Origin of the sequence: Allorhizocola rhizosphaerae (assembly GCF_003426775.1) — a bacterium.
In the GTDB taxonomy this organism is placed as follows: Bacteria; Actinomycetota; Actinomycetes; order Mycobacteriales; family Micromonosporaceae; genus Allorhizocola; species Allorhizocola rhizosphaerae.
In genome coordinates this window covers 1-20,515 of record NZ_QJUG01000103.1, presented here as the reverse complement: position 1 = coordinate 20,515, position 20,515 = coordinate 1, and the positions used below count along the sequence as shown (strand labels likewise).

General features: G+C 68.8%; 17 protein-coding genes and 1 pseudogene. 9 read left to right on the top strand and 9 right to left on the bottom strand.

Annotated elements, in window-relative coordinates; translation table 11 throughout:
- Positions 1-106: 106 nt before the first annotated feature.
- Complete coding sequence (locus DM816_RS45535) at positions 107-1,372, top strand: sigma-70 family RNA polymerase sigma factor (RefSeq protein ID WP_117212295.1); 1,266 nt, start codon at positions 107-109, stop codon at positions 1,370-1,372.
- Here the strand turns inward: DM816_RS45535 and DM816_RS22320 are convergent.
- The 6 genes from DM816_RS22320 to DM816_RS22295 all read right to left on the bottom strand — a co-directional run bounded on the left by DM816_RS22320 (position 1,367) and on the right by DM816_RS22295 (position 10,217).
- Positions 1,367-1,591, bottom strand: a complete 225-nt coding sequence (locus DM816_RS22320) for a hypothetical protein (protein WP_117212286.1) — start codon at positions 1,589-1,591, stop codon at positions 1,367-1,369. The genes DM816_RS45535 and DM816_RS22320 overlap by 6 nt on opposite strands.
- Positions 1,592-1,659: 68 nt before the next feature.
- Positions 1,660-2,070, bottom strand: a complete 411-nt coding sequence (locus tag DM816_RS22315; RefSeq protein WP_117212294.1) for a VOC family protein — start codon at positions 2,068-2,070, stop codon at positions 1,660-1,662.
- A gap of 65 nt (positions 2,071-2,135) precedes the next feature.
- A complete protein-coding gene (locus DM816_RS22310; RefSeq protein WP_246002117.1) occupies positions 2,136-2,639 on the bottom strand; it encodes a hypothetical protein in 504 nt (167 codons plus the stop codon).
- A gap of 154 nt (positions 2,640-2,793) precedes the next feature.
- Entirely contained in the window at positions 2,794-4,611 is a 1,818-nt protein-coding gene (locus DM816_RS22305; RefSeq protein WP_117212284.1) for an ABC transporter ATP-binding protein, read from the bottom strand.
- Positions 4,601-6,457: an ABC transporter ATP-binding protein gene (locus tag DM816_RS22300; RefSeq protein ID WP_170318859.1), complete on the bottom strand. Its 1,857-nt coding sequence runs from the start codon at positions 6,455-6,457 to the stop codon at positions 4,601-4,603. The genes DM816_RS22305 and DM816_RS22300 overlap by 11 nt, the downstream gene beginning before the upstream one ends.
- A gap of 10 nt (positions 6,458-6,467) precedes the next feature.
- Positions 6,468-10,217: an AAA domain-containing protein gene (locus DM816_RS22295; protein WP_117212282.1), complete on the bottom strand. Its 3,750-nt coding sequence runs from the start codon at positions 10,215-10,217 to the stop codon at positions 6,468-6,470.
- Between the two features lie 76 nt (positions 10,218-10,293).
- Here DM816_RS22295 and DM816_RS22290 point away from each other — a divergent pair, with 76 nt between their 5' ends.
- Together DM816_RS22290 and DM816_RS22285 are read left to right on the top strand one after the other, a co-directional pair.
- Positions 10,294-12,519, top strand: a complete 2,226-nt coding sequence (locus tag DM816_RS22290) for an NHL repeat-containing protein (protein ID WP_117212281.1) — start codon at positions 10,294-10,296, stop codon at positions 12,517-12,519.
- 30 nt (positions 12,520-12,549) lie between these two features.
- Complete coding sequence (locus DM816_RS22285) at positions 12,550-14,085, top strand: acyltransferase (protein WP_246002115.1); 1,536 nt, start codon at positions 12,550-12,552, stop codon at positions 14,083-14,085.
- Here the strand turns inward: DM816_RS22285 and DM816_RS22280 are convergent, their stop codons facing one another.
- From DM816_RS22280 to DM816_RS22270, 3 genes are all read right to left on the bottom strand, one after another.
- Positions 14,086-14,478 (bottom strand): hypothetical protein, encoded by a 393-nt coding sequence (locus DM816_RS22280; RefSeq protein WP_425455263.1) that lies wholly within the window; start codon positions 14,476-14,478, stop codon positions 14,086-14,088.
- Between the two features lie 13 nt (positions 14,479-14,491).
- Positions 14,492-15,280 carry an SDR family oxidoreductase gene (locus DM816_RS22275; RefSeq protein WP_246002114.1) on the bottom strand — a complete coding sequence of 263 codons (789 nt, stop codon included), beginning with the start codon at positions 15,278-15,280 and terminating at the stop codon, positions 14,492-14,494.
- 68 nt (positions 15,281-15,348) lie between these two features.
- The gene (locus DM816_RS22270) at positions 15,349-16,377 is read right to left on the bottom strand and encodes an MBL fold metallo-hydrolase (RefSeq protein ID WP_117212278.1); all 1,029 of its coding nucleotides are present in this window, start codon (positions 16,375-16,377) and stop codon (positions 15,349-15,351) included.
- A 389-nt stretch (positions 16,378-16,766) separates the two neighbouring features.
- Between DM816_RS22270 and DM816_RS22265 the strand changes: the two are divergent.
- The 6 genes and pseudogenes from DM816_RS22265 to DM816_RS22240 all read left to right on the top strand — a co-directional run.
- Positions 16,767-17,204 (top strand): annotated as a pseudogene (locus tag DM816_RS22265) (M23 family metallopeptidase); the annotation flags it as partial.
- Positions 17,205-17,534: 330 nt separating this feature from the next.
- Positions 17,535-17,780, top strand: a complete 246-nt coding sequence (locus tag DM816_RS22260; RefSeq protein WP_117212276.1) for a DUF6412 domain-containing protein — start codon at positions 17,535-17,537, stop codon at positions 17,778-17,780.
- Between the two features lie 42 nt (positions 17,781-17,822).
- On the top strand, positions 17,823-18,440 hold the full coding sequence (locus DM816_RS22255; RefSeq protein WP_117212275.1) for a YidC/Oxa1 family membrane protein insertase: 618 nt from the start codon (positions 17,823-17,825) through the stop codon (positions 18,438-18,440).
- The gene (locus tag DM816_RS22250) at positions 18,441-18,674 is read left to right on the top strand and encodes a hypothetical protein (RefSeq protein WP_117212274.1); all 234 of its coding nucleotides are present in this window, start codon (positions 18,441-18,443) and stop codon (positions 18,672-18,674) included. It abuts the gene before it with no gap.
- Between the two features lie 137 nt (positions 18,675-18,811).
- Positions 18,812-19,513 (top strand): ABC transporter ATP-binding protein, encoded by a 702-nt coding sequence (locus DM816_RS22245; protein WP_117212273.1) that lies wholly within the window; start codon positions 18,812-18,814, stop codon positions 19,511-19,513.
- A partial coding sequence (locus DM816_RS22240) for a hypothetical protein (RefSeq protein WP_162907708.1) occupies positions 19,513-20,515 on the top strand: 1,003 nt, incomplete at its 3' end. The genes DM816_RS22245 and DM816_RS22240, both read left to right, overlap by 1 nt.

Below are 20,515 nucleotides of genomic sequence, written 5' to 3'. Positions count from 1 at the left end.
TTCGCGGGCCTGGTCTCCTGGAGACCAGGCCCGCGATGTTTTGTGCAACCTGGCGGCGTCGTGCATCGTGACTTTCCTCAACGACCATTGGGAGACGAGGCAGGGCATGCGGGACGCTAACGAGTTCGATGAGTTCTATCGGACGACGTCGCGGCGGTTGCTTGGCTACGCATACGCGGTCACCAAGGACTGGGCGCAGGCCCAGGACCTGGTGCAGGAGGCGTATCTGCGGGCTTGGCGAGACTGGGACAAGCTGTCGCGGTACGAGGATCCCGAAGCGTGGCTGCGCCTGGTGGTCGTGCGGTTGGCCACGGATGTGTGGCGCAGGCTGGCGCGGCGGCGCGCGGCTTACGAGCGGACCGCGGCGTCGCAGGTCGACACGGCCCCGCCGAGCGAGGAGAAGCTGCTGGTGGCGCAGGCCCTGGCGGCGTTGCCGAAGCAGCAGCGGCAGGCGATAACGCTGCACTATCTTTTCGACCAGCCGGTGGCGCGCATTGCCGAGGACCTGCGCGTGGCGGAGGGCACGGTCAAAAGCTGGCTTTCGCGGGGGCGGCTCGCCCTGGCGGACCTGCTTGACCCCGACAACGAGCGGCGGTTGGCGACAAGCGGGCAGGTGCGCGAGACCGCCGACCGGCGTGCGCGACGGCGGGCCATCGCGGGCACTGCCGCGGCGGTAGCGTTGCTCGCGGCCGGGATCGTGTGGGCGGTGCAGGGGATCCGGCCGGACGCCCCGCCGGTGACGCCCAGCCCCAGCCCGTCCGTGACGCCTTCGGCCACGCCCGCGCCGTCACCCAGCGCCGGCCTTCCCGTCGCGAGCGGGTGCGAAGATCGGTACCTCAGGCAGCTGCCGGTGTCCCTGTTCCCGGGTAGGACCGAGAGCGAACTGTGCTTCGCCCCCAAGCCCACCGGCGATCCGGTTCCGGAGCGCGACCACCTGCCGCTGCCGTGCCGCCCGATGAACCACGCCAGCGATGCCCTGATCGAGGACCGGCGCGGCTTCGAATCGTTCTTCGAGGAAGGCACGGCCGACGCGCCGAGCCCGACCTTCTACAGCCACACGGTCACGAAGTATCACCCCGGTGGGGCGCAGGCATACCTCGCGGAGCTGCGCGACGCGATGGGCCGGTGCGGTGCGTACACGCATGACGGTGCACGGCACGACTTCACCCCGGTGACCGGGTTCGGGGCCAATGCCGACCGGCTGGTCATCCGGTACAGCCGTAATGCCAACTACGTGATCGTCGTGGAACGGCTCGGCGATTACGTGATCGTGATCTACGACCATGGGTGGGAGGGGCACCCGAGCAAGGACACCACGATCACGCAGGCCATCGGGCAGGCCGGCGCGGCAGTACGCCCATTCACGTCATGAGGCGGTGGTGCGTCCGCCGCTGCGCCACTTGGTGGCATGCGGCAGCACCAACAGGTACAGCCCGGTGAACATGAGCAGGACGAGCGGGAGCAGCGGCACGTAGGCCACCCAGACGAGCGGATCCTTCTGTGCCAGGGCGATGAAGGTGACGATGACGGTCACGGTAAAAGTGACGGCCAGCCAACGGTGAATCTGTCGAATCCACTTGCTCCAGTTCATTGGGATCTCCTAATCATCATCGTTGCGGGGACTTGCTCTGCGGGGCCGGTCTACGATCGTCGGACGGTTCAGCGCAGCTCCAGAATGCGGATCAGGTTGCCCGCGGGATCGCGGAAGGCGCAGTCGCGAATCCCGTCCGGCTGCTCGGTCGGCCCGTGGGCAACCTCGGCGCCGGTGGCCCGCACGCGCTCGAAGGTCCCGTCGAGGTCGGCGGTGCCCAGGAGAATGCCGGCATAGGTGCCCTTGGCCATCATCTCCACGATGGTGCGACGCTCGTCGGCGGTGATGCCGGGTTCGGCGGCCGGCGGCTGCAGCACAAGGGACGTGTCGGGCTGATGGGCGGGGCCGACCGCGATCCAGCGCAACCCGTCATGTCCGACGTCGCTGCGAACCTCGAAGCCGAGGACGTCGCGATAGAACGCCAGGGAGGCGTCCGGGTCCTCGTGCGGCAGGAAGCTCGCGTGAATGACGATGTCCATGAAGATCACGCTAGCCACGGCACCACGGCGCGCGCTTCTCGAATCCTGCCCGTCTGGGCGCTCCCCTATCGATAGATGAGGTCCATGTTGTCGGTGTGGTCGGGCCAGGTGAGGGTCAGGTGCCAGCAGCCGGGCTCCGGGAGATCGATGATTGACGGTCCCGGGCCGCCGAGGACGCGGCGCTGCACGGAAACCGTGGAGCCGGCGAGCTTGGCGTCGATCACGAGATCGCCGTACTGTGGCGTGGTTTTGGCCACCCAGAGGACCTTGTTGCTGATTCCGTCCAATCTGGACACTGCGAGCGGGTGGCCGAACAGTACGCCCAGTATGGCGCCCCGGTCGCCCATGACGTGCGGTATCCTTGCGTCGCCGGTGAAGCCCGCCCGCGCCCACTCGGGCAGCGGGCCGGTTTCGACCGGCGATCCACAACCCGATCGGGCCGGGCCGGGCGCCGCTGCCTGATCTGGTGACGGCGGCGGCACGGCTGTGTCGGTGGCCGTGCAGCCCGCAAGCATCGCCAAGACGATCGTGGCCGGGGCGAGCCGGGCGCTCAACATCGAAAGTCTCACGCAGGTACGAGTCCCCGAGTCCACGGCAGGTTCCCCGGGGGTCACCTCCCCAGGCCGCGCTGGATGCGCCGCTGGTGAGCCAAGTCGGGTCGGACCCACTTCAGCCCCCGAACACCGCCCAGCCCACGCACCGCGCCCAACGCGGGGTGCGCGGTTAGCGGTAGGCGGCGGCCTGGATGGAGTACAGCTCGGCGTATTTGCCGCGCTTGGCCATCAGCTCGTCGTGCGAGCCGAACTCGGCGACCCGGGCACCGTCGAGGACGACGATGTGGTCGGCCATGCGTACGGTGCTGAAGCGGTGGGAGACCAGGATGGTGATCCGGCCCGCGGCCGAGGCCTGCCGTGCCCCGACGGCGTAGCGCTCGAACAGGGCGTGCTCGGTCTCGGCATCCAGCGCGGCGGTGGGCTCGTCGAGCACGAGCAGCAGCGGCTCCTCCCGCATGAAGCCCCGCGCCAGCGCGAGCTTTTGCCACTGTCCAAACGAGACTTCCACGCCCGCGGGCCACGCCGGCCCGAGCTGGGTGTCCAACCCGGACACCAGCTGCGTGACGACGTCTTGCGCCCCGGCCCGGTCGACCGCCGCCCGCACGGCCGGCTGGTCGTCGAGACGAGGCAGGTCGCCGACCCCGACGGCCTGCTGCGCGCGCAGCTCGAACCGGAAGAAGTCTTGGTATGCCCCGGACAGCCGGGCCCGCCACGAGTCGGCGGGCATCCGCGCGAGGTCTTGCCCGTCAACGAGGATCCGCCCCGACGTGGGCCGGTAGAACTGCGACAGCAGCTTGACCAGTGTGCTCTTGCCCGCCCCGTTTTCGCCGACGATGGCGACGACGGCGCCCGCCGGCAATGTCACCGTCACGTCCTGCAGCACGGGCACCGTCGTGCCCGGATAGGCGAACGACACGTGCTCGAATCGGATGCCCTCACGCAGCGCGCCGGGCACGGCCAGGTCGGCATTGGCGTGGAACGCGGCGGCGTAGTCTTCCAGCCAGGCCAGGCGCTGCGCGCCGTCCATCCAGATCCCGCGCAGGAAGCCGATCTCGCCGACGGTGGCGCTGACGTAGGACGACAGGCGCGCCCCGGCCGCGAGCACGAGCAGCACGTCACCCGCCGAGCGGGACAGACCGGCCGACACGAAGACGATCGCGCCAACGTATCCCGCCGCGAAGATGGCCCACCCGGCCGTGTGCCACCACGCGGAGGCCCAGCGTGCCGCCGCCGTCGGGCCATACCACGCTTCCCACGCCGCGCGCCGCCCGGCCACGATCTTGTCGGCGATGCCCGTGACGCGCACCTCCTTGCCCGCGGCCGCCGTGGTCGCGAGCGTGAAGAAATGCTTGGCCCGCCGCACGGTCTGCGCCGCCCGCTCCTGCACCTCCCGCTCGATCACCGGACGCCACGACGAGGTGGCCACCGTGGGCAGGGCCAGCAGGGCGAGCAGCGCGAGCACCGGGTGCACCGACATCAGCAGGATGATCGTGACGACCAGCCGCAAGATCCAGCCCATGGTCGTGAAGACCGACATATACATGTGGTCGAGCACGAAGACCTGGTTGCGCAGCACGGAGAGCCGGTCGAGATAGTCGGGCCGCTCGTGATGGGCGATCGACACGATCGACGCCTGCAGCCGGGCCACGTGCGACTCCAGCGCGATGGTCACCTTGTCGCGGAAGCGCCGCTGCACCCGGGTCGAGACCGTGCGCAGAAACCACGTGCCGCAGGCGGAGGCGGCCAGGCCGAGCACGGCGACGTAGACCAACCGGTTGTCGCCGCCGAGCACACCGTCGCCGAGGAACTTCAGCCACAGGGCGAGCAACGCGTCTGGCACCGCGGCCAGAAGCGAAAGCACGAAGGCGACGCCCATCAGCGCCGGCTCGAACCGGAACCCCAGCTTGCACAGCCGCCACATGCTCGAAAGCGCCGATGGCAGGGGCTCGATCGCCTCGGCCGTGCCCACGCTCCGGTCAGAGGACATCGTAGATCACCTCTTCGTCACCCTCGTCTTCCGGCAGTCCGGCGGCGAACCGCTGCGCCTGAAGGTCGAACATGGTGCGGTAGCGCCCGCCCTGCGCCATCAGCTCCTCGTGCGAGCCGAGCTCGACCACTCGCCCCTCCTCCAGCACGCAGATGCGGTCGGCCTGCCGCACGGTCGAAAACCGGTGCGACACAAGGATCGTCGTGCAGTGCCGGGTCTCGGCCAGGATGCGCTCGAAGATCTCGGCCTCGCCGCGCACATCGAGCTGCGCGGTCGGCTCGTCGAGCAGCACCACCCCGGCGCCCTGCCGCACCGCGCACAGCGCCCGCGCCAGCGCGACCCGCTGCCACTGCCCGCCGGACAGGTCGGTGCCGCCGTCGTATCCCTTGGCCAGGATGGTGTCCAGCGACGCGAGCCCATCGGCCCCGGCCGCCTTGAGCGCGGCCTCGATTGCCTCGTCGGGCGCGCCGTTGGGCGCGACGTTTTCGCGCAGCGACAGCTCGAACCGCACGAAGTCTTGGAAGACCGCCGTCACCCGGGAACGCCACTCCCGCACATCGATCCGGCGGATGTCGCGCCCGTCGGCCTCGATGGCCCCGCCGACCGGATCGTAGAGCCGGCAGATGAGCTTGGCCAACGTGGTCTTGCCCGCGCCGTTGCGCCCGACGATCGCCAGCGAGGACCCGGCCGGGATGGTCAGATCGAACCCCTGCAGGATCGGCCGGTGCCCGCCGGCCTCGCCCGGATAGGCGAAATCCACCCCACGAAACCGAATCTCGGGCGCCCCCGATCCGCTTCGCGCGGAGGCGACGGCCGCGCCACCGGAGTCGCTTGCCTCATCGTCCACAGCGGACAAGGCGCCGCGCTCAGCCGTCACCTGCTTGAGCCGCAACACCGCCGCAACGGGAGCCGAAGCCCCGTCGAGTGCCCAGTTGAGCCCGCCGAACGCGATCAGCGAGGCGCCGATCGCCGCCTGGGCGAAGACCACCAGCTCTCCGAGCGTCAGCCCGCCACCGATCACGTCGCGGCCCAGCGACCAGAACACCAGCACGTTGCCCGCGAGCACGACCAGCAGGCTGAGCAGCACCGAGCGCTCGCGCATGCGCGTCGCCTCGTATTGCAACTGGTGCAGCCGCTTGCGCCGGGCGGCGAACCGCTCGATGACCCAGCCGACGAGACCGAACAGTCGCAGCTCCTTGCTCGCCGGCGGGTCAACCGCGAGCCGGTAGGCATAGTCGGCGTCTTGGCTGGCCGCCCGCACCTCGTCGGTGTTGCGGTCGCGCCAGACCGCGCTCTCGCGCAGCAGCCAGTGCGTCGCGAACCACGCCCCGCCCAGCACCAGCGGCGCCCACCAGGCGTAGCCGAACAGGATGAGCGCCGACGCCACGCCAGCGAACAACTGTGCCAGGCTGCCCGCGATGAAGTCGAGCGACATGGACAGCGGTGGCGCGGTCATGCCCAAATCGAAGTCTCTGGCGGTGGTCATGTCCTTGGCGACCTCGGGATCCTCCAGGTGGCCCATGCCGGGCGGCTCGACGCACGCCTCGGTCAGGCGGTCATAGAGCCACGCGGCCACGCGGTCACCGAGGTTGTTGCTGACCACCTGATGGATCGGCGTGACCACCTGCATCGCCACGAACACCAGCCCGGTCACCACCAGCGGCGGGCCGAGCGGCCGAACCTCCTGGACCGCGCCGACCAGCCAGCCGATGGCGATCGCGAACCCGGCCGGCAGCAGGCCCTGCGCGAGCATCAGCGCCCACCAGGCGGTCGCGAGCGGGCGATCGGCCCTGGGCAGCACGCTGAAGAACTTCCACTCCTGGCGTTGTCGCAGCCTACCGAACACGGACCGGAGTTTAGCGAGACCCACCGACAAAACCGCGCCCCAAAGATTGCCGCGCGCGTTTGACCGCCTCCACGATGCGGCTGCCGCGCCGGGTGAAGCCGAGCTCGGCGATGGTCTCGGTGACGACCTCGTCCTCGGTGCGGTTGAGCCCATCGCTCTCGACCCATTTCACCAGCTCAGCGAGCACGTGGTCGGGTAGGTCGGTGATGCTCTCGAACGGCGGCAGCTCCGGCTTGGGCCCGCGCGTTTTCAGCACCGGCGGCTTTTCGACCTCCACCACCGGCTCCGGCTCGGGCGCGATGTCGGGCTTGCGCGATTGCTCATATGCCGCCACCGCCCGCGCGATCTCACGCTCCCGGTCGGCGTGCCAATCGACCGACCAGATCCGGTGATAGCGCCAGCCCAGCCGTTCCAGATGCTGCTGTCGCAGCCGGTCCCGGTCGCGCGCCGTGGGGCTCGAATGGTAACGCGCACCGTCGGTCTCGATCGCGAAGTGGCTCACAGCGAAGTCGACGCCGTAGCGCGCCTCGACCGGTACCCCCGCCTCAACAAGCCGATCACGCATGTCGGCCTCGAAGGCGTTGACCGTCGCATTGCGACTGTCGGAGATCCCTCCGAGTTGCACATATTCCAAATAGGACCGGAGCAGCCGCGCCCCGGCCGCCTTGAGCCGGTTGGGATCCATGTCGAGGAAGGTGAACGAGCTGACCAGCGTGAGCCGTCGCTTGGCCCGCGTCACGGCCACGTTGAGCCGGCGCTCCCCGCCCTTTTGGTTGAGCGGCCCGAACAAATAGCGCATCCGCCCATCGGCGGTCTTCGAATAACCGACGGACATGATGATGGCGTCCCGCTCGTCGCCCTGCACCCGTTCGATATTTTTGACGAAGTACGGCTCAAGCCCCGACTCGGTGAAGAAGGGTGCAAGGTCGGGCCGTTTGGCAAGCGCCCGGTGCAGCGCGGCGTCAATCAGGTCGGCGTGCTTGACGCCCATCGTGATGACCCCGAGCGATTCGTTGGGCCGCTGCTCGGCATGCTCCAGGATCAGCCGCACCACCGTGTCCACTTCGGACTCGCCATCGCTTGCCAGCACGTGCCGCAGACAGTCGAGCGTGTCCGCGCCGGGGAACGTCACCAGCTCATTCCCGTTGGGCGCGTAGATGTGCCGGTTGGAGAACGCGATCAGGCGCTCGTCGCGCGAACGGTAGTGCCACGACAGGTGCTTGACCTGACCGAGCGGCAACGTGTTGGCGAACGACTGCAACAGCGACTCGATGTCGTCCGTCGGCAGCGCCTCATCCGGCTCCTCATCGTCCAAAGACGACGGCGACCGGTCGAAGAACGACGTCGGCGGCAACTGGTGCTCGTCGCCCGCCACGACGATCTGCCGGCCCCGCATGACGGCCGTGATCGCGTCGACCGGCTCGACCTGGCTCGCCTCGTCGAAGATGACCACGTCGAACAGCGTCCGCGCCGGCAGCACCTGGCTGGCCAGCAGCGGGCTCATCGCCCAGCACGGCTTGAGTGCCGTGAGCGCCTGCGGCGCCTGCTCGAACAGCTTGCGCACGGTCAGGTGCCGGGCCTTCTTCGCGGCCTCGTTGCGCACCAGCCGCTGCTGCTCGGGATGCTCGTCCAGCACGCGGATCATGTGCATGGCCGCCTCGTAGCGCACGCGCCCGGCGGCGAGCGCCAGATGCTCCGTGTCGGCGGCGCGGAAGTCTTCGGCCGCAGCGTGCAGCGCATCGCTGGAGAAGCGCGCCAGATGGTCGTCGTTGAACCGCACATCGTCCAAAATGGAGCTCAGCCAAGCGTAGTCGAACTCGTCCGCGCCGGTGAACGTCCCATATGGACCCGTCACCGCGAGCAACTCATTGCGGCGCACCGCATCCAGCAGCCCGCGCTGATCCGTGGACAGCGCCGGGAGCCGCTCGGTGAGGTCCTGCACCGGCAGCATCGAGTACAGCCGGCGCAGCGTTTCCACCGCCTCGTTCAACGCGCCTGCCGCCTCGGGCAGCGACTCGGCGACGCGCGGCCCGCGGCCGTCGACCGCTGCGCGGCTCCAGCGCTCCTTCTGATCGGCGATCTGGGCCGCCGCCGCGCGCAGGTCTTTCACCCGGTGCTTCTGCAGTGCGCGCATCCGCCGCTTGGTGCGCCACCGGTCGAGGAAACCGTCCCAACCCGACAGATCGGCCTGGTAGATCTCGGGCTGGAACGCGGTCAGCGTGAGATCCACGTCGGTGGCGAGCTGCACGGCCTGCTCCATGGCCGAAGCAGTGCGCGGTGGCGCGAACCCCAGCTCCGCCACCAACCGCGCGACGGCCTCCTGCGCGCGCGGCCACTGCACGACCGCCCGCCCGGCCAGGCCGTATGCCTCCTGCGCCTGCGCCCGATCGGTGATCCTGGTCTCCAGCCATGGCGTGGTCGTCGGAATGCGCGCCAGCTCGGCCACTGCCGCGCGCACCCGGTGCACGGTCTCCCCGTGCAGCTCCCGCAGCTGCGGACCCGACCACCGCACCGGCGACTGCGGCAGGCCGACCAGACCTGCCTGCATGTTGTACACCGAAAAGCCCCACGGCTGCCGAGGTTGGTGCATGGCGTCGTGGTGGCGCACCAGCGCCTCGCGCGAAAGCGACAGCCGCCGGGCGTTGTCGTCGAACGGCGGCCGGGCCTCGGTGCGGGCGCGCTGCAGCCGGGCGTCCAGCGAGCGGGCCAGCTCGCGCCGGCTCTGCTGCTCCCCGTGCAGGTTATGCACGAGGTCGTCCAGGCCGACGTGCTGCAGCCGGTCGAGCACCGCGTCGATGGCGGCCCGCTTCTCCGCGACGAACAGCGCGGTGCGCCCGTGCGCCGCCAGCGCAGCGATGATGTTAGCGATCGTCTGGCTCTTTCCGGTACCAGGAGGGCCTTTGATAACAAGATGGTGCCGCGACAACACGGAGTTGACCACGTGGCTCTGCGACGAATCGGCGTCCAAAACAATGAATTCCTCGGCCGGGTCCACATTGTCCGGCGCGCCGACCCCCGGGTCGTCTTGGGACACCAGGTTTGCCAGCGCCTCGCGATCGCCCGCCAGCGCAGCGATGACGTCATGCGCCGCAAGCACTTCAAGCGAATCCCCGATGTCGTCGACCATCGGCAGTTTCGCATAGGTGAAGGTGCCGATCAGGCGCCGCTGCTCGATGGCGAACCCGGGCACGTCCTGCGCCGCCTTCGCCAGATAGCCGAACAGGTCTTCCGGCGAGAGCTCGTCGAGCTCCTCGGCCGCGATCGTGACCCCGAAGTCCTTGCTCAGCTTGTGCAGCAGCACCGGGTTGACCGACGGCTCGGGATCGGTGTCGAGGATGAAGTCGAGGTGCAGCGCTGAGGCAGGCCGCACGGCCAGGCGCTGCAGCAGCACGGGCGCACGCGGGGTGCGGCTCGGCTCGTGCCACGTGGCCAGCCCGGTGACCAGATAGCCCACCTCGACGCCGCGCTCCTCGGCCCACGTGCGCATGTGGGTGCGCACGGCACGCATCCGCTTCATCGCGTCGGCATGTGCCTCGGGCGTGGGAAACAGATGGCGCAGCGCGACCGGACGACCCGCCAGCAATTGGGCCAAATGCGGCTCGTGCGCACCGTCGAGGGCGAGCGTGCCCACCTTCAAATCCCTATAGTAGGCAAGCTGATTGCGCCCTGAGTCGTCGACCAGGGTCTCCTGCCAGCGTCTCGCCGCGCTGGCGACAAGGCTGTCGCGGGTCACCACCCCACGATACCCGTGATTCACCATGAGTGATCCTCACGCACTTTCATCATCATGAAACCCGATAGTTACGGACAGCAATACCGCCGTAGCTTCACCGGACATGCGATCCAAACACCTCGCCGTATTTACGGTGATCACACTGACGATCGGGCTATCGGCCGTCAGCGCGAGCGCCGCTCCGGTACCCGGAATCAATGTCCTTTACACCACGGACGCGGATTTCGACCAGGGCGTGCTGCAGGACGTCAACCACGACGCCCCGAACAACAACCAACTGCAGCTCAATCGACAGCAGACGTTCTTCCCGTTTGTGAACATCGCAGCGTCCGCGCGGGGCACGATGGTCCGGATTCATGTCGACACCGGCCAGATTGTCGGGGAGTGGTTGTCCGCGCCGGACAACCGCGGCCGTAACCCCTCGCGCACCACGGTTGACCGCTTCGGCAACACCTGGCTGTCCAATCGCGCCGAGCAGGACGGCGGGCGCGGCTCCGTCACCCGTGTGGGTGTCGTGTCCGGCGGTTCACGCGTGAATGCCGATGGCACCCCCAACCCGGCCGGCGACTACCTCGCTCCCCCGTTCGCCTACAACACCTGCCAGGATCGCGACAGTGACGGGCTCATCGCCACCTCGCGCGGGCTCGGCGACATCCGGCCATGGACCAACGCGGGCGGCGCCGACAACAACGGTGGCGTCACGACCGCCGCAGACGAATGCATCATCAATTACACGCGCGTGGCCGGGATTCTCACCCGGACCGTCGCGGTTGACGCCAACAACGACGTCTGGACCGGCGGCGCCGACAACGAGCATGAGAAGCTCGACGGCACATCCGGCGCGGTCGTCCCGGGGACCCTGGTGAACTTCGGGTGCGGCGGCTACGGCGGTCTCATCGACAAGGCCGGCACGCTGTGGTCGGCTCGCTTCGGCGCCAACCTGTTGCGCTATGTCCCGGGCGGCGCGGGCACGTGTTTGGACACGACACACGGCGACTACGGCCTCGGCATGGACCCCGACACGGGCGAGATCTGGCACACCAACGTCGCCGGCAACCGGGTCGTCAAGATGGACCCGGCGGGCAACATCCTTGGCGCATTCCCGCACGGCAACGCCAACGCGCAGGGCGTCGCGGTCGACGCCGCCGGCAACGTGTGGGTGGCCCACTCGCTGATCGGTCCCGCGACCACGGTCGGGCACCTGCGCACCGACGGCACCTACGTCGGCAACGTCGCTCTGCCGGGCGGCAGCGGACCGACCGGTGTCGCCGTGGACAGCAACGGCAAGGTATGGGTCGCGAACATCAACACCAACAACGCGATGCGCATCGACCCCAACGCCGGGCCGATCGGCGGCGGCGGATTCCCGGTCGGAGCCGTCGACCTGGTCGTCGACCTTGGCGCGGGCGCGGGTCCGTACAACTACAGCGACATGACAGGCTCCGTGCTCGGCGAAATCACGGCCCCCATCGGCACGTGGACCGTCGTGCAGGACGGCGGGGTCGACAACCGCCCATGGGGCAAGGTGACTTGGAACACCGAGCCTCAGGGCAGCGAGCCGCCCGGCACATCGATCACGGTCGAGGCGCGCGCCTCCAACACCGAGGCGGGTCTGGCAACGCAGCCGTTCGTGGAAGTGGACAACGGCGTCAATTTCCTTATGACCGGACGGTACATAGAGGTGCGCGCCACGCTGCGGGCCGCACCCAACGGCACGAGCCCGATCCTGTCCGACATTCGCATCGAGGCGCTCGTCCGCAAGGGTGGGTTCTCTTGCCAGGCGACGGCTTTGAACCTCGCGGGCATCATCGTCGCGCGGGCCAACCCGCCGGACGTGCCGTGCCGCGACGATGATGTGATCGTGGCCAACGTGAACCTCAACGCGGGCATCCTCGGTGTGCAGGCGCAGGCGCTTGAGGCGCATACGTCGCAGACTCCGGATGACCTGATCCTCAATCCGCCCGCCAACGGCGACAACGCGACCGCGTGGTCCCGCGTCGATTCGACACGCATCACCGCGGGCGTGCTGCTGCCCGTCGTCATCGAGCTGGGTGTGATCCGCTCCGAGGCGTCGGTCACGTGCATCAACGGCAACCACGCGTTCGGCTCCGGGTCGCACGTGGCCAGCCTGCGCATCAACGGCGTGGTCATCGATGTCGGGTCCGAACCGGTGACCATCCCGCTCGCCGTCGGCTCGCTGAGCCTCAACCGCACCATCACCACACCGACCTCCATCACGCGCCAAGCCGTCGTCCTTGACACGCTCCTGACCGACGTGGTCATCGGCGAGGCCAAGGCCAACGTCGAAAACACACCCTGCACCGTGTAGCGCGGCCCTGCCAGGGGCATGATTGTCGGCGTGCACCTGTTTGACTACTGCCCCTGGCTCTACTGGACACAGGCCTCAGAGGAGGACATCGCGCGCCAGCAGGCCCGGCAACTGGAGTTGCCGGGCCTGCGCGAGGCGGGCGAACGCACCTATCTTTCTCCGCTTGCCGCCATATACGAGCTCGAAGAGCTGGCCATCGGAAGCACGTCATACATAGCCGCGCACGCCTATGTGACCGGGCGGATCCGGCTGGGCGACAACACGACCGTGAACCCGTTCGCGGTCGTGCGCGGCACGGTCACCGCCGGAGACGGGGTCCGCATCGGCGCGCATGCCTCGATCCTGGGCTTCAACCACGCCGCCGAACCGGCCGAGCCGGTGTTCCGGCAGCCGATCACCAGCAAGGGCATCACCATCGAGGACGACGTGTGGATCGGGTCCAACGCCGTCATCCTCGACGGGGTCACGGTCGGCGCGCACAGCATCATCGGCGCGGGCGCCGTGGTCACCAAGGACGTGCCGCCGTGGTCGGTGATGGGCGGCAACCCGGCACGGCGCATCCGGGACCGGCGCGACCGCAAACGCCCGCTTTCACTGGAGTCCTTCGGGCAGCGGGCACGGGAAGAGGCACCGGCTTTGCTGGCGCATTACGACTTCGGCTGGGGCGCAAACGTGCGGGCGGTCTGCGACGCCGTCGAAATCGCCGATCTGCTGGGCGTGGAACTCCCGCGCGAGCAGGAGACAATCGAGTGGCTCAAGAGCCGGCAGGATCCCGAAACCGGGCTCATCCCGGAGCTCGGCGAGGCATCGCCCACCCTCGACAGCGGTTCCAACTATCACATTCTTTCTGTTGGGTACGCCTTGGACCTGCTGGGTTCCCAGCTCCCCCACCCGATCCGGGCCGTGCACGAGCTCGACGACCTGATCGGCACGCTCGACGCGCTCCCGTGGGCGGACCGTGCCTGGCACGCGGGCGCCTGGGTCGACATGTATGGCACGGGCCTGCACTGGAACCGGCGACTGTTCGGATTGGACGGTCCACTGGAGACACTGCTCGGCTGGTTGCTCACCCGGCAGGACCCGTGGTCGGGTCTGTGGGGTTCGCCCACTCTCGACGAAGGCCGGAGGCAGCCGGTCAACGGGTACTATCGGCTCACCCGTGGGACTTTCGCCCAGTTCGGCGTGCCGGTCCCGCGGCCGGAGGCGACCATCGACGCCGTGCTCGCCCACACCCGCGATGGCCGGTTCTTCGCCGACGGGCGCGGCACGGCATGCGATGTGCTCGATGTCATCCACCCGCTATGGTTGTGCGGGCAGCAGACCGGTCATCGCCGCGCGGAGGCGCAGTCCTGGGCGCGGCAACGGCTCGGCGACGCGCTGACCCGTTGGCAACCCGAGCGCGGCTTCGCCTTCAGCCCCGAACAGCAGCCGAGCCTGATGGGTACCGAAATGTGGCTTGCCATAATCTGGCTGCTGGCAGACATCCTCGGTGAAAGCGCCCCCCTCGGCTACCACCCCCGCGGCGTCCACCGCGACACACCGCCCAGCATGGACATACGTTCATGATCAACGCGAAAGGATGTTGTTGAGGAGAGTGCGGAGGGGGATGGATTCGCCGTCGCGGGCGCCCTCGCCGACGATCAGTGGTGGCTGTTGTGGTCGTGGCGTGACACCGGTGAAGCGGGCCCGAAAGCTTTGCGGCACCAGCAAAACGTAATATTCACCCGAGGTGTCGACGGCGACGGTGCGGCCTGTGTTCAGATACCAACCCATGAGGCCGGTCCGGTACCTGGTGCGGCCGTTGTAGGACAGGCACGTCAGCGGCTCCGGGGCGGGCGCCTGGCGCAGGAAATCGGCGATGAGCCGCCGCGCCTGCGCCGCCTCGGCCTCCCGCTTGCTCGCCAGGGCGGCGGCGTGCGCCGCCACCGCCCGGTCTCGCTGCTCCCGCCAGTCCGTCACGATCAAACTCTAGCTACGGCTCCTGCACGGTGTCGAACGCCGCACGCCGCGCCGCAAACGCCCCTTCCAAGAACTCGCGTGCCTTTCCGCCGTACGGCAGGCGCAGCGGCGGGTCGGGCATTTCCACAAGGCGCCCCACCATCGCGGCGAACGTTTCCGGCGACCAGCAGTCCGGGTTGTCGGCCAGCCCGCGGACCAGCTGCTCGATCTCGCCCGCGACCGGCTCGTATTCGGGCAACTTCCGGGCCGGGTCGAACGCCTTCTTGCCATAGTCGGTGGTGAACCCGCCCAGCTGCAGAATCGTCACCTTCACACCGAACATGCCCGCGTCCTGTGCCAGCGACTCGGCCAGGCCCTCAAACGCGAACTTGCTGGCCGTGTACGCCGACAGGTTCGGCAGCGGGAGCGAGCCGGATATCGACGACACGAAGACGGCGTGTCCACCTCCCTGCGCCCGCCAGTGCGGGAGCACCAGCCGGGCCAGCCGCCACGGGCCAAACACATTGGTGGCGAACTGGGCCTCCAGCTCGGCGTCGGACACCTCCTCCACGACGCCCATCTGGCCATAACCCGCGTTGTTGACCAGCACGTCGATGCCGCCGAACCGCTCCACCGCCAGGTTGACCGCCGCCTCGCACTGCTCCGGGTCGGTCACATCGAGCCGCGTCACGTGCGGGAAGTCCAAGCCGGATATGTTCCGCGCGGTGGCGAGTACCTGCTCTCCCTTCGCCGTCAAATATGTGGCCAACGCGTGGCCGAGTCCGCTGGAACACCCTGTGATTAGCCATCGACGGTTCGTCATGCAGCGAATGATCGCATTTACTTATGTCCGCGCGAACGAAGTAGCGGCTTCCCGACAACGGCCATCCGTCACGCAATCGCCTGCCACCACCCATCGACCGGGATCGGGTCGTCGGCCCGCAGTCGCTCACCCGGCCGCGGTACGACCAAGTCGATGCCCTGCTCCTGCGCCGCCGCCCAAATGCGGTCCACCGGCTCGCTCCACGCGTGCAGCGCGAGGTTGAAGGTCGCCCAGTGCACCGGCAGGAGCAGCCCGCCGCGCACATCCACGTGCGTGGCGATGGCCTCGTCGGGCGTCATGTGAATGTCGGGCCAATATGGACTGTAAGCTCCAATTTGGACCAGCGTCAGGTCGAACGGCCCGTGCTGCGCGCCGATCTCGGCGAAGCCCGGAAAATATCCGGTGTCGCCGGTGTAAAACACGCGCCGCCGTGCACCGGCGATGACCCACGACCCCCACAGCGTCTCGTTCCGGGTGAACCCACGCCCGGAGAAGTGTCTCGCCTCGGTCGCCACGAACCGGAGCCCACCGACCGCATGCTCCTCGTCCCAGTCCAGCTCGACGATCCGCTCACCCGCCACGCCCCAATGCCGCAGGTGCGCCCCAACCCCCAGCGGCACAAGGAAAGGCGCCGACTGTAACCGTGCCAGCGCCACCACCGTCGCCATGTCCAGATGGTCGTAGTGGTCGTGTGAGATCACGATCGCGTCCAGTTGCGGCAGCTCGCCCAGCGCCAAAGGCATGGGGTGCAAGCGTTTCGGCCCGGCCAGCTGAGTCGGCGAACAGCGCAGGCTCCAGACCGGGTCGAGCAGCACGCGCCGGCCCTCGATCTCGATCAGCGTGGACGCGTGCCCCAGCCAGATGGCACTGAGCCGGCCCGGAGAGGTGTCCCACTCCGTCGGTGTGACCACCGGAATCGGGCTCGACGGCCGCCGCTTCTCCTTGCCGAACACCATCTCCCGGAAGAGCTTGCGCGCCGAGTCGGGCGGCATCACGGAACTGGGCGTCGAGTTGTGGAACCGCTGCCCGTCAAAGTGTGTCGACCGGCTCATCGCGGCGGGGTCGGGCCGTGCGCCCATCGATCGAAGCGGTCTCATCCCGACGCCCCTCTCGCCTCGACTATGAACTTAAGCTCATGATCGGCCCACGCCCAGCCCGATGCCGACCTCACGGCCGACGCCAAGCTCAATCTCCCGGTGTTGGCCATGAAGTTAACGCCCCGACACGCCGTCGAGCATGGACGCAAGGTCATGATCAACCCAAAAAGGTGGGGGCGGGTTCGCGGTCAAGACGATCAAAGGTTGAAACTACCAGGGCGTTTCGGCCACCGCCGAAGCACCCCCGTCACCTGCGCGTGTGAACCCTAACGTGTCCCGCACACGTCATTAGGGAGGAACGAAGCATGCGAGTATGGCGATCAGTGGTCGCTGCCCTCGTCACGATCACGGCCTCCATCGCCGTCATCGTCACCGGCCCGGCACCGGCCATGGCAGCACCCAACTTCAAGGCGCCGTTCCCATGCGGGCAAAGCTGGACATACAGCCATCACAGCGCCGAGGTCCGGCTGGCACTGGACTTCATCCGCAACGGTGGCGGCACCGCCGGCACACCGAACCTGGCGTCGGCAGCGGGCACCGCCTACCGGTACTACCAAGCGGGCGGAGCCGGCAACTACATCGTCATCGACCACGGTGGTGGCTGGAAGACCTATTACTTCCACCTCGCCGCCTTCTCGGTGGCGCATGGACAGTGGGTCAACCAGGGCCAGCAGGTCGGCACAACCGGCGCCACCGGCAACGTTACCGGCCCGCACATCCACTACGAGCAGCTCTACAACGGGGTGGGCCAGACTATCCGGATCAACGGGGTCTCGCTCGCGCCCTACCCGAGCACGTATGGCGTCAGGTCCATCACGAGCGACAACGGGTGCAGCGGCGGCGGAACCTGGTTCTGGACCTGGGGCAGCGGCGTGCGCGTGCGCACCGGGCCGTACCTGTCCTCGGCCGTGGTCGGGACCCTCGCGGGGCCGACCCAGGTCAAGGTGCTGTGCCAGCGGCAGGGCGACACCGTCACGGCAGAGGGCTACACCAACAACTGGTGGTCCAAGATTGAGTCGCCCCTCGGGTTCATGACCAACATCTATATCGACCACCCGTCGGCGGTCCTGCCGGGCGTGCCGACCTGTTAACCGCCCTGTCCTTGTAGGCGAATGCCCGTCCCGTGCCGGGGACGGGCATTCGCTTGTTACTGTGGCATGGTGTTCGGTGTCGCCATGCTCGCGGTCGCGCTCCTTGGCAGTGAGCCGCTGAGCCTGCATGGCGTGCTGGCGCTGACGGTGGCCGCCATTTGTGTGGCGTTGCTGGCCGGGGTGCGCCCGCGGTCACTCGTGTCGGGCCCGACGCAGCGGATGACGCCGACAGCCGATGACACCGTCTACTTGCGACACAGCGATCCCGACGCGGCGGGGCGGCAGCGGCCGCGAGCTCCAGATCTGGGCTGAGCCACCAGCCCCTGTTCGCCCGATCGTCTGGAGACCAAGAAAATGCTTGCCTGGCTTGGCATGCCCGCGCATGCCCTCATCACCGTGCTCATGTCCATCGGCGGCGCCGCTGCCGCCATCGTCCTGACCACTGTCCTGATTAGAATTCTTCTGGTACCCGTCGGGTACGCGCAATATCGCGCCGACCAGCGCCGCGCGGCGCTCTTCGAGCGGGTCGCCGAGCTGCAAAAGCGCCACCGCCACAACAAGGCCCGGCTCGACAACGAGCTCACCGCGCTCTATCGCGCCGAGGGAGGCGGCCTGGCGCGCGGCTGTCTGCCGATGCTCGTCCAGATCCCGGTGTTCGCCTCGCTGTACCAAGCCTTCCTCTCGCCTACCCTCGGCGCGCACACCCTGCTGGGCGTGCCACTCGGCGCCTACCTGCTCCCGCTGGAGCCCGCCCATCTGGCCGTCTTCGCGGGCGCGATCGTTCTGCTTGCCGCGATCGGCTACGCCTCATCGCGCGTGGCCCGCCAGCCGCTCACGGGCATCGCCCGCGCACTGCCCTACGCCTCGGTGCTCAGCGTCGCCTTCCTCCCGCTGGCCGCGACGCTCTACATCGTCACAACGACCGCGTGGACCGTGGCCCAGACTGTCGTCTTTAGACACCTGCTTGCGTAGGTGTCGCGCCGCGGCCGGGTGCACGAACGGGCGATCGCGTTCTTCCGCCGGCTCGGCGATCAATACTGCGAGGCGGTCACGCTCACCGAGCTCGGCGGCACCCAGCACGCGGGCGGTGAACCGGAGGAGGCGGCCAAGCAGGCGTGGCAACGCGCCGCGCGGATCCTCGACGACCTCGGCCATCCCGACGCGGCCGAGGCGCAGGCCAGGCTCACGTGGGCTTCGGGCGCATAAACGGCCGCCCTAGTCCTATCCGGAAGGGCCACTTTACCCGCACGCTACCGTCCGCTACATTGCGCGTGGGAGCGATCCCACGACGCCAGGCAGGGGCGTGCGGACAGCCATCCGACAAAGCGTGAAACGGGGAGGCTATGACGACAGACAGCCTGGCGAGCGCAGGAGTCGACCATGCGGCCGGCGGCCGTGAGCCGCGATTGGTCGTTGAGCGGGTGACAGTCGGGTACAAGCCCGATCAGGCCGTGCTGCGCGAGGTGTCGGCGACGGTGCACGCGGGCCGGATGCTCGCCATCACAGGGTCGTCGGGCGCGGGCAAGACCACACTCATCCGCACGATGGCCGCGAGCCTGCGCCCCAGCGAGGGCACGGTCAGGTTCGACGGCGAGCCGCTGCGCGACCGCAGGGACGCCATAGCCAAGCGAATAGCGTGGATCCCGCAACACAACGGGCTCGCCACGATCCTGACCGCGGCCGAAAACGTGCACGTCGTGCTCGTGGCCAACGGGTTCTCGCCCGACGACGCGCGGCGCCTGACGGCCGAGAGCCTCGAAGCAGTCGGGCTGGCCGAACAGGCCGGTCACCTGATCGAGGAGATGTCCGGCGGGCAGCAGCAGCGCGCGGCCATCGCACGCGGCCTGGCGCTGCGCGCCGATGTGGTACTGGCTGATGAAATAACAAACGAGCTCGATGCGGGCAACCGGACCAGGGTGCTGGAGCTGCTGCGGGCCGAAGCGCGGCGGGGCGCGGCCGTCGTGCTCGCGACGCACGACCCCGAGGCGGCGGCCATGTGCGACGACGAGCTGCACCTCGTCGACGGAAGCGCCGAGCCGGTCTGATGTTCCGCCTGCTGTTGGCCGCGCTGCGGTACCGGATCGGGGCCATGCTCGCCCTCGGCGCGCTGGCGATGCTCACCGTCGCGGCCGCCGTGGCCGTGCCGTTCTACACCAGCGCGGCGGAGGACCACGCCGTGAGCACCGTGTTCGACAACGCGGCGCCGGCCGACCGGAGCATCACGGTCACCGCCGAGGTGCCCATCCCGACGGGCACGCGCGCCGCGATGGAGAAGCTGCTGTCGGAGGTCCTGCGGCACGCGCCGCAGCCGGAGTTCGAGGCCATCACGGGCGCGCTCGTCCGCGGCTCGGCCGGTGCGCTGGAGGCGCCGCTCGTGGTCCGGCCCGGGTTCTGCGAGGCGCTCACCATCACCGGCCGGTGCCCGCAACGCGCGGGCGAGGTCGTGGTCAGCGACGCCGCCGCACAACGGCTGGGCAACACCTTCCAATACCGCATCCCGCGCGTCGAAACACCGGTGACCCTGCGCGTTGTCGGGACCTATGTCCCACCAAGGGATTCCGACCTCCAGCCGTTCTGGGGCGGACGGGCCGAGCTCGCGCCGCGCCCGCTGCGCGCCGGAAACCCCATGTTCACCAACGATCAGACGTTTGACGAGGCCAAAGTAGACAGTCTCATCGCGACAGTTGACCTGGTGCTCGCCGGCCCGGCCCTGCCCCACGGGACGGTGGATCTCAAGCCCGCGGCCGCCGACGCCCGCTGGGACGTCAGCGACGGGCTGGCGCGTCTGCTCGACGCGACCACCGAGGCCAAGCGGCGGCTGCGGATCAGCGCGCCGCTGGGCGGCTTGACCATGCTGGCGGTCTCGGGCTGGATCCTGCTGCTGGCCGCGGCCAACGTGGCGGGCGGGCGCCGGGCCGAGGCGGCGGTGGGAGACCTGCGCGGCATTCCGCGCCGCCCGCGTTTCCTGCTCACCCGTGGGCCGTCGCTGCTCGCGCTGATCCTCGCGGCGCCGCTCGGGGCCGCGCTGGGCTGGGCGTTCGTCAACG

Coding starts and splice junctions, on each gene's coding strand:
- DM816_RS45535 (WP_117212295.1), top strand. CDS start 107: ATGCGGGACGCTAACGAGTTCGATGAGTTCTATCGGACGACGTCGCGG.
- DM816_RS22320 (WP_117212286.1), bottom strand. CDS start 1,591: ATGAACTGGAGCAAGTGGATTCGACAGATTCACCGTTGGCTGGCCGTC.
- DM816_RS22315 (WP_117212294.1), bottom strand. CDS start 2,070: ATGGACATCGTCATTCACGCGAGCTTCCTGCCGCACGAGGACCCGGAC.
- DM816_RS22305 (WP_117212284.1), bottom strand. CDS start 4,611: ATGTCCTCTGACCGGAGCGTGGGCACGGCCGAGGCGATCGAGCCCCTG.
- DM816_RS22295 (WP_117212282.1), bottom strand. CDS start 10,217: ATGGTGAATCACGGGTATCGTGGGGTGGTGACCCGCGACAGCCTTGTC.
- DM816_RS22290 (WP_117212281.1), top strand. CDS start 10,294: ATGCGATCCAAACACCTCGCCGTATTTACGGTGATCACACTGACGATC.
- DM816_RS22275 (WP_246002114.1), bottom strand. CDS start 15,280: ATGACGAACCGTCGATGGCTAATCACAGGGTGTTCCAGCGGACTCGGC.
- DM816_RS22270 (WP_117212278.1), bottom strand. CDS start 16,377: ATGAGACCGCTTCGATCGATGGGCGCACGGCCCGACCCCGCCGCGATG.
- DM816_RS22260 (WP_117212276.1), top strand. CDS start 17,535: ATGGTGTTCGGTGTCGCCATGCTCGCGGTCGCGCTCCTTGGCAGTGAG.
- DM816_RS22255 (WP_117212275.1), top strand. CDS start 17,823: ATGCTTGCCTGGCTTGGCATGCCCGCGCATGCCCTCATCACCGTGCTC.
- DM816_RS22245 (WP_117212273.1), top strand. CDS start 18,812: ATGACGACAGACAGCCTGGCGAGCGCAGGAGTCGACCATGCGGCCGGC.